Below are 5968 nucleotides of genomic sequence, written 5' to 3'. Positions count from 1 at the left end.
AAGAAGAACACCGCGATGATCGGTACCCGGAACGCCTTACCCGTGGGCGGCATACCGTAGAACTCACCGAGATTGGTACCCAGCAGGTCGAATTCGGTGATCACCGCGTCGTCGCTGAAGTGGTATCGAACGTTCTCGTGGCGCTGGTCGGGAAACGCGGTCCGGGTGGTCCGGTAGTAACCCATCACCTCGTCGTCGCCGTCGAAGACCTGGCCGGTAGCCATGATCTCGTAGCGCGGGTGGCCGTTAAATGTGGCCAGGGTCCGGTCGAATTCCTTGGTCACCTCGGTGTTCATGTGCTCTTCGATGATGGCCAAGCGGCTTCGGCGGAGTTCGTCGCTGATCATGTCGGCGCGTCGTTCACCTTGGCCATCGCGAGCACGTCGAGGCGGCGGTCAAGTTCCTCTTCGGACAGCTTGTCGCCGATCAGCCCGCGATCGATCACCGTCTGGCGAATCGTCTTGTGCTCCTTTAGTGCCTGCTTGGCCACCGCCGCGGCCTCCTCGTAACCGATCGCCGAGTTCAGCGGTGTCACGATCGACGGCGAGGACTCGGCCAGCTCGCGCAAGCGCTCGGCGTTGGCGGTCAGCCCGATAACGCAGCGCTCCGCGAACAGCCTTGACACGTTGGTGAGCAGTTTGAACGACTCAAGCAGATTGCGCGCCATCATCGGGATGTAGACGTTGAGCTCGAATTGCCCGTTCGCGCCACCCCACGCGATCGCCGCGTCGTTGCCGATGACCTGAGCCGCGACTTGCGTAGCGGCCTCCACCAGAACAGGATTCACCTTGCCGGGCATGATCGAGCTGCCCGGCTGAAGATCCGGCAGCTGGATTTCTGCCAGCCCGGTCAGCGGGCCCGAGCCCATCAAGCGGATATCGTTGGCGATCTTAGTCAATGACACCGCGATAGTTCGCAGCGCGCCGGATGCCTCCACCAGCCCGTCGCGGGCGGCCTGGGCTTCGAAAGAGTTGGCCGCCGTGCGCAATTCGGTCAACCCGGTATCCTTGACCAGCACCTCGACCACTTTGGCGCCGAAGCCGTCGGGAGCGTTGAGCCCGGTGCCCACCGCGGTGCCACCGATCGCCAGCTCGCCCAACCGGGGCAGCGTCGCGCGCACTCGCTCTATGCCGGCCTCGATTTGGCGGGCGTATCCGGAAAACTCCTGCCCGAGTGTGACCGGGACGGCATCCATCAGATGCGTGCGGCCCGATTTCACCACCGTGCGCCATTCGCGGGCCTTACCTGCGAGCGCGTCGTGCAGCACCTCCAGCGCCGGGATCAGGTGGCGCACCGCGGCTTCGGTGGCAGCGATGTGGGTGGCGGTTGGGAAGGTGTCGTTGGACGACTGGGACATGTTGACGTCGTCGTTGGGATGCACGGTCACCCCGTTGGCTCCCGCGATCGACGCGATCACCTCGTTGGTGTTCATGTTGGAACTGGTGCCCGACCCGGTCTGAAAGACGTCGATGGGGAACTGGTCGTCGTGGCGTCCGTCGGCAATCTCGGCCGCGGCCGCGATGATCGCCTCGGCCTTCTCCGGTGCCAGCAGGCCGAGGTCGGAATTCACCTGCGCGCAAGCGCCTTTCAGCAGACCCAGGGCACGGATCTGAGTGCGCTCCAGCCCCCGTCCGGAGATCGGGAAGTTTTCCACGGCGCGCTGAGTCTGGGCGCGCCACAACGCTTTTGCCGGCACCCGCACTTCGCCCATGGTGTCGTGTTCGATGCGGTACTCGGCGTCGTTCTCTGTGGCGTGAGCGCCCATAGATCGGGTCCTTCGGTGGTGGTTACGGCAGCGGATATTGCGCGTTGGAATCGCCGGTGAAGTCGATCGCGGAGTATTCATTGAGTTTGGACAGCCGATGAAAGCCCTCGACCATCCGCAGCGTGCCCGACTTCGACCGCATCACGATCGACTGAGTGGTGCAGCCGCCGGGCTCGTAGCGCACGCCTTTGAGCAGGTCACCGTCGGTGACGCCGGTGGCGCAGAAGAAAACGTTATCCCCGGAGACCAGGTCGTAGGTGGTCAACACCTGGTCGAGGTCGTAGCCGGCATCGAGTGCTTTTTGTCGTTCGTCGTCGTCCTTGGGGGCAAGCTGCGCCTGGATCTCACCGCCCATGCAGCGGATCGCCGCCGCGGTGATGATGCCTTCCGGGGTACCGCCGATGCCGGCCAGCATGTCGGTGCCCGAACCCGGCCGGCAGGCCGAAATCGCACCCGCCACGTCACCGTCGGTGATCAGCCGGATCCGCGCGCCGGTGTTCCGCACGTCCTGGATCAGCTGCGCGTGCCGCGGCCGGTCCAGGATGCACACCGTCATGTCCGGCACTGAGAGTCCCTTGACTTTCGCGACGGCGCGGATGTTGTCGGCGATCGGCGCGGTGATGTCCAGCACGTGCGCGGCGTCAGGCCCGACGGCGATCTTGTTCATGTAGAACACCGCCGACGGGTCGAACATCGCGCCGCGATCTGCCACCGCCAGCACCGAGATGGCGTTGGGCATGCCCTTGCTCATCAGCGTGGTGCCGTCAATGGGGTCGACGGCGAAGTCGCAGTCCGGGCCGTCGCCGTTGCCGACCTCCTCGCCGTTGTAGAGCATCGGCGCGTGGTCTTTCTCGCCCTCACCGATCACGACCACGCCGCGCATCGAAACCGAGTTCACCAATTCGCGGATCGCGTCGACGGCCGCCTTGTCGCCGCCTTCCTTGTCTCCGCGACCTACCCAGCGCCCGGCAGCCATCGCACCGGCTTCGGTGACGCGTACCAGTTCCAGAGCAAGGTTGCGGTCCGGGGCTTCACGACGGCGATCTGGCATGCGCTGATTGTCCCAGAGCCGGGTTGGCACTCGGGAGCTGGGATACTCGTGATGTGACGACGCAGCCACAGCCCTCGGCCAAGCCGGCCAAGCCACGGCTGCTGCAGGACGGCCGGGATATGTTCTGGTCGATCGCGCCGCTGGTGGTGGCCTGCATCATCCTGGCCGGCATGGTCGGGATGTGCACGTTTGCCCCACGGGGGGCGAACCGCGGACCGGTGCCGTCCTACGACGCGGCCGGCGCGCTGCGGGCCGACGCGCAGACGCTCGGGTTCCCGGTGCGGTTACCGCGGCTGCCTGAAGGCTGGCGGCCCAACTCCGGTACCCGCGGCTCCATCGGCGACGGACGAGCCGACCCGTCGACCGGACAGCGGGTGCGCGCGGTCACCTCGACCGTCGGGTACATCAGCCCCACCGGCATGTATCTAAGCCTGACCCAAAGCAACGCCGACGAGGCCAAACTGGTCGGCTCGATCCACCCGTCGATGTACCCCGCCGGGACCGTCGACGTCGACGGCACCCGGTGGATCGTCTATCAGGGCGACGACGGTGTCGAACCGGTGTGGACCACCCGGCTGGCCAGTCCGGCCGGTCCCGCTCAGATCGCGATCACGGGTGCCGGAAGCGTCGATCAGTTTCGTACGCTGGCGGCGGCCACCCAATCACAGCCGCCGTTGCCGACGAAGGGACACTAATGACCGCACCTGAAGCAGATCTGACCGGTTGGTCGGTGGCACCTTTCACCGGTGGCGGGTACACCCACGACGTCTACCGCAAGGGCGAAGGCCCCGGCGTGGTACTGATTCCCGAATTGCCGGGCATTCATCCCGGAGTGCTGGGGTTGGGTAATCACCTGGTGGACAACGGATTCACCGTCGCCATCCCCTCGCTGTTCGGCGAGCCGGGCCGGCCAGTGTCGGTAGGCTACCTGGTGCCTACCATCGCACGCGCCTGTGTGGCAAGGGAATTCGCGGCGTTCGCGACCAACAAGAATCGACCGGTGTCGCAATTCTTGCGCGCGTTGGCGCGCGACCTAAACGCGTCCACCCCCGGCAAGGGTGTGGGGGTGATCGGCCAGTGCTTCACCGGCGGCTTCGCGCTGGCCGCCGCGGTCGACGACAGCGTGCTCGCCCCGGTGCTCAGCCAGCCCTCGGCGCCCCTGCCCCTCACACCGCGCCACCGGCGCGATCCGGGAGTCAGTGACGTGGAGCTGAACGCGTTCAAGGACCGCGCCGCCAGCGAGGGCGTGTGCGCATTGGGCCTGCGGTTCAGCGAGGACTTCACGTCGCCGGGCGAGCGGTTCGCCACGCTCAAAGAGCGGCTCGGCGACGCGTTCGAGGTGATCGAGATCAACTCGGCCCCAGGCAATGAGCACGGCTTTTCAAAGGGAGCGCATTCGGTGCTGACCCTGGAGGTCCGCGAGGTCGACGGCCACCCGGCCTACGAGGCGCGCAAGCGCGTTGTTGAATTCCTTACGCAGCGGCTGACTGCGTCGTAGCCGGGGCCAGGCCGAGTTCCGTTTCAACTAAGGGCTTTCCAATGCGGGAGCCAACCGGTCACCGGTTCGGGAGCGATCGCGGGAGCCCGAACCAGGGGAGCACGCTGTTGTCGAAGCGGGTCATCGCGCAGATTCGGTCGCCGGTGAGAGTGATGACGTAGAGACCGGTGCCGTGGCTGATCCCATTCGAGGCGCGTAGGTAGGCTCCGAACGCCGGTTGGCCGTTGGCTCTGGTCGGCACGAGGTCGAACCTGCGGCCCGCGCGGAAGATGGCTGCGCAGAAGCGGGCTGCAACGTTTCGGCCCTCGTATTCGAAGGGCACCGGCGGCATCGAGATGAACACGTCATCTGTCAGTAGGGTCACCAGGGCGTCCAGATCGGCGGATTCCCAAGCGCGGACGAACTTCGCCACGATCGCGTCTTCGGTAGCCGAGTTCGGCGCGGGGGGCGGTTCACGGTCGGCGACGTGCCCGAGCTTGAGCTGCAGTGCGGCGCGCGCTCGTTTGAGGGCGCTGTTAACCGATTGGACAGTCGAATCGAGCATGTCGGCGATCTCTGCGGCGTGGAATCCAAGAACATCGCGAAGGATCAGGACGGCAACCTGGCGCGGCGGTAAGACTTGCAGTGCGGTCACGAACGCCAACGAGACAGACTCGGTCTGCTCGTAGCTGGCTTCTGGGCCGATCGGCGCGCCGACCACGTTCTCGAGCAGGGCATCGGGAAACGGTTCGAGCCAGACGATTTCTCCCAGGCGGGTCGGTTCGGGCGGTTGGACATTCGCCACGTTCCACTCCTTGGCCGGGCGTCGGCTCGCGGAGCGACGCGCATTGAGGCACCGGTTGGTGGCGATTCGGTAAAGCCAGGTTCGTATCGAGGCGCGCCCTTGAAACCCGTCGAGGCCTTGCCATGCGCCCAGCAACGCATCTTGCAGCGCGTCCTCGGCGTCCTGGAACGATCCGAGCATCCGGTAGCAATGCACCAGTAGTTCTGCCCGGTACGGTTCGGTTAGCTCTGCGAACGCGTCGCCATCCCCGGCGCGCGCCCGCAGCATCAGATCGCCGGTCACCACCCTCGCGTCACCTCTATCCGTGCTATGCGGCACCTCCATCAGTATGGACACCGGTCGAAGGGCGAATTGGGCGTTGGCGAAGCGCCCAGTTTCGCGATGCCGCGGTTCCTAAATCAGTAGTAGCCGACAACATCTCCGAAGGAGCAGCGACATGGGCAGGATCATCGTGAGCGAGAACATCTCGCTCGACGGAGTCATTGAGGACCCTAGAGGTGAGGAGAGCCTCGGGCGCGGCGACTGGTTCGCCTGGATCAGCGAGAAGGACCGCGAACAATGGGCACAGGTCCTGATCGCCGAGGTGCTGGCCGCCGAGGCGCTTCTGTTGGGCCGGCGCACCTACGAGTACTTCGCCGCACGGTATCCCTCCCGCAGTGGCGAGCTAGCCCACCGGTTGAACAGCATTCCGAAGTACGTCGTGTCCGCCACCCTGCAAGACCTGCAGTGGACCAACTCGGCGGTCCTGAAAGGTCAAGTGGTGAACGAGGTCTCGACCCTGAAGCAGGCCTTCAACGGTGAGATAGTCGTCTACGCCAGCGGACAACTCGCGCACGCGCTGATCGAGCACGACCTTGTCGACGAGCTGCG

7 protein-coding genes are annotated in these 5968 nt (G+C 65.5%); 3 read left to right on the top strand and 4 right to left on the bottom strand.

Features of this window, described 5'->3' with window-relative positions; translation table 11 throughout:
• From WBF82_RS19560 to glpX, 3 genes are all read right to left on the bottom strand, one after another.
• Positions 1-347, bottom strand: a 347-nt coding sequence (locus WBF82_RS19560; RefSeq protein ID WP_424384598.1) for an ester cyclase, incomplete at its 3' end; no start/stop codon positions are given.
• Entirely contained in the window at positions 344-1765 is a 1422-nt protein-coding gene (locus tag WBF82_RS19555) for a class II fumarate hydratase (protein WP_424384597.1), read from the bottom strand. The genes WBF82_RS19560 and WBF82_RS19555, both read right to left, overlap by 4 nt.
• Before the next feature lie 22 nt (positions 1766-1787).
• Positions 1788-2816 carry a class II fructose-bisphosphatase gene (glpX, locus tag WBF82_RS19550; RefSeq protein ID WP_424384596.1) on the bottom strand — a complete coding sequence of 343 codons (1029 nt, stop codon included), beginning with the start codon at positions 2814-2816 and terminating at the stop codon, positions 1788-1790.
• A 53-nt stretch (positions 2817-2869) separates the two neighbouring features.
• Between glpX and WBF82_RS19545 the strand changes: the two genes are divergently transcribed.
• Both WBF82_RS19545 and WBF82_RS19540 read left to right on the top strand, forming a co-directional pair.
• Positions 2870-3511 (top strand): DUF4245 domain-containing protein, encoded by a 642-nt coding sequence (locus WBF82_RS19545; protein ID WP_424384595.1) that lies wholly within the window; start codon positions 2870-2872, stop codon positions 3509-3511.
• The gene (locus tag WBF82_RS19540) at positions 3511-4314 is read left to right on the top strand and encodes a dienelactone hydrolase family protein (protein ID WP_424384594.1); all 804 of its coding nucleotides are present in this window, start codon (positions 3511-3513) and stop codon (positions 4312-4314) included. Before WBF82_RS19545 ends, WBF82_RS19540 begins: the two co-directional genes overlap by 1 nt.
• 58 nt (positions 4315-4372) lie before the next feature.
• On the opposite strand, the gene WBF82_RS19535 is transcribed toward WBF82_RS19540, so the two are convergent.
• On the bottom strand, positions 4373-5383 hold the full coding sequence (locus WBF82_RS19535; RefSeq protein WP_424384593.1) for a sigma-70 family RNA polymerase sigma factor: 1011 nt from the start codon (positions 5381-5383) through the stop codon (positions 4373-4375).
• A gap of 151 nt (positions 5384-5534) precedes the next feature.
• Here WBF82_RS19535 and WBF82_RS19530 point away from each other — a divergent pair.
• Positions 5535-5968, top strand: a 434-nt coding sequence (locus WBF82_RS19530; protein WP_424384592.1) for a dihydrofolate reductase family protein, incomplete at its 3' end; no start/stop codon positions are given.

Source organism: Mycobacterium sp., assembly GCF_049673265.1.
In the GTDB taxonomy this organism is placed as follows: Bacteria; Actinomycetota; Actinomycetes; order Mycobacteriales; family Mycobacteriaceae; genus Mycobacterium.
Note: the sequence above shows the minus strand (reverse complement) of the source record. Positions and strands in the feature narration are given on the sequence as shown.

Bases quoted from the DNA above. Each gene is read 5' to 3' on its own strand.
- WBF82_RS19555 (WP_424384597.1), bottom strand. From the start codon at position 1,765: ATGGGCGCTCACGCCACAGAGAACGACGCCGAGTACCGCATCGAACAC.
- glpX (WP_424384596.1), bottom strand. From the start codon at position 2,816: ATGCCAGATCGCCGTCGTGAAGCCCCGGACCGCAACCTTGCTCTGGAA.
- WBF82_RS19540 (WP_424384594.1), top strand. From the start codon at position 3,511: ATGACCGCACCTGAAGCAGATCTGACCGGTTGGTCGGTGGCACCTTTC.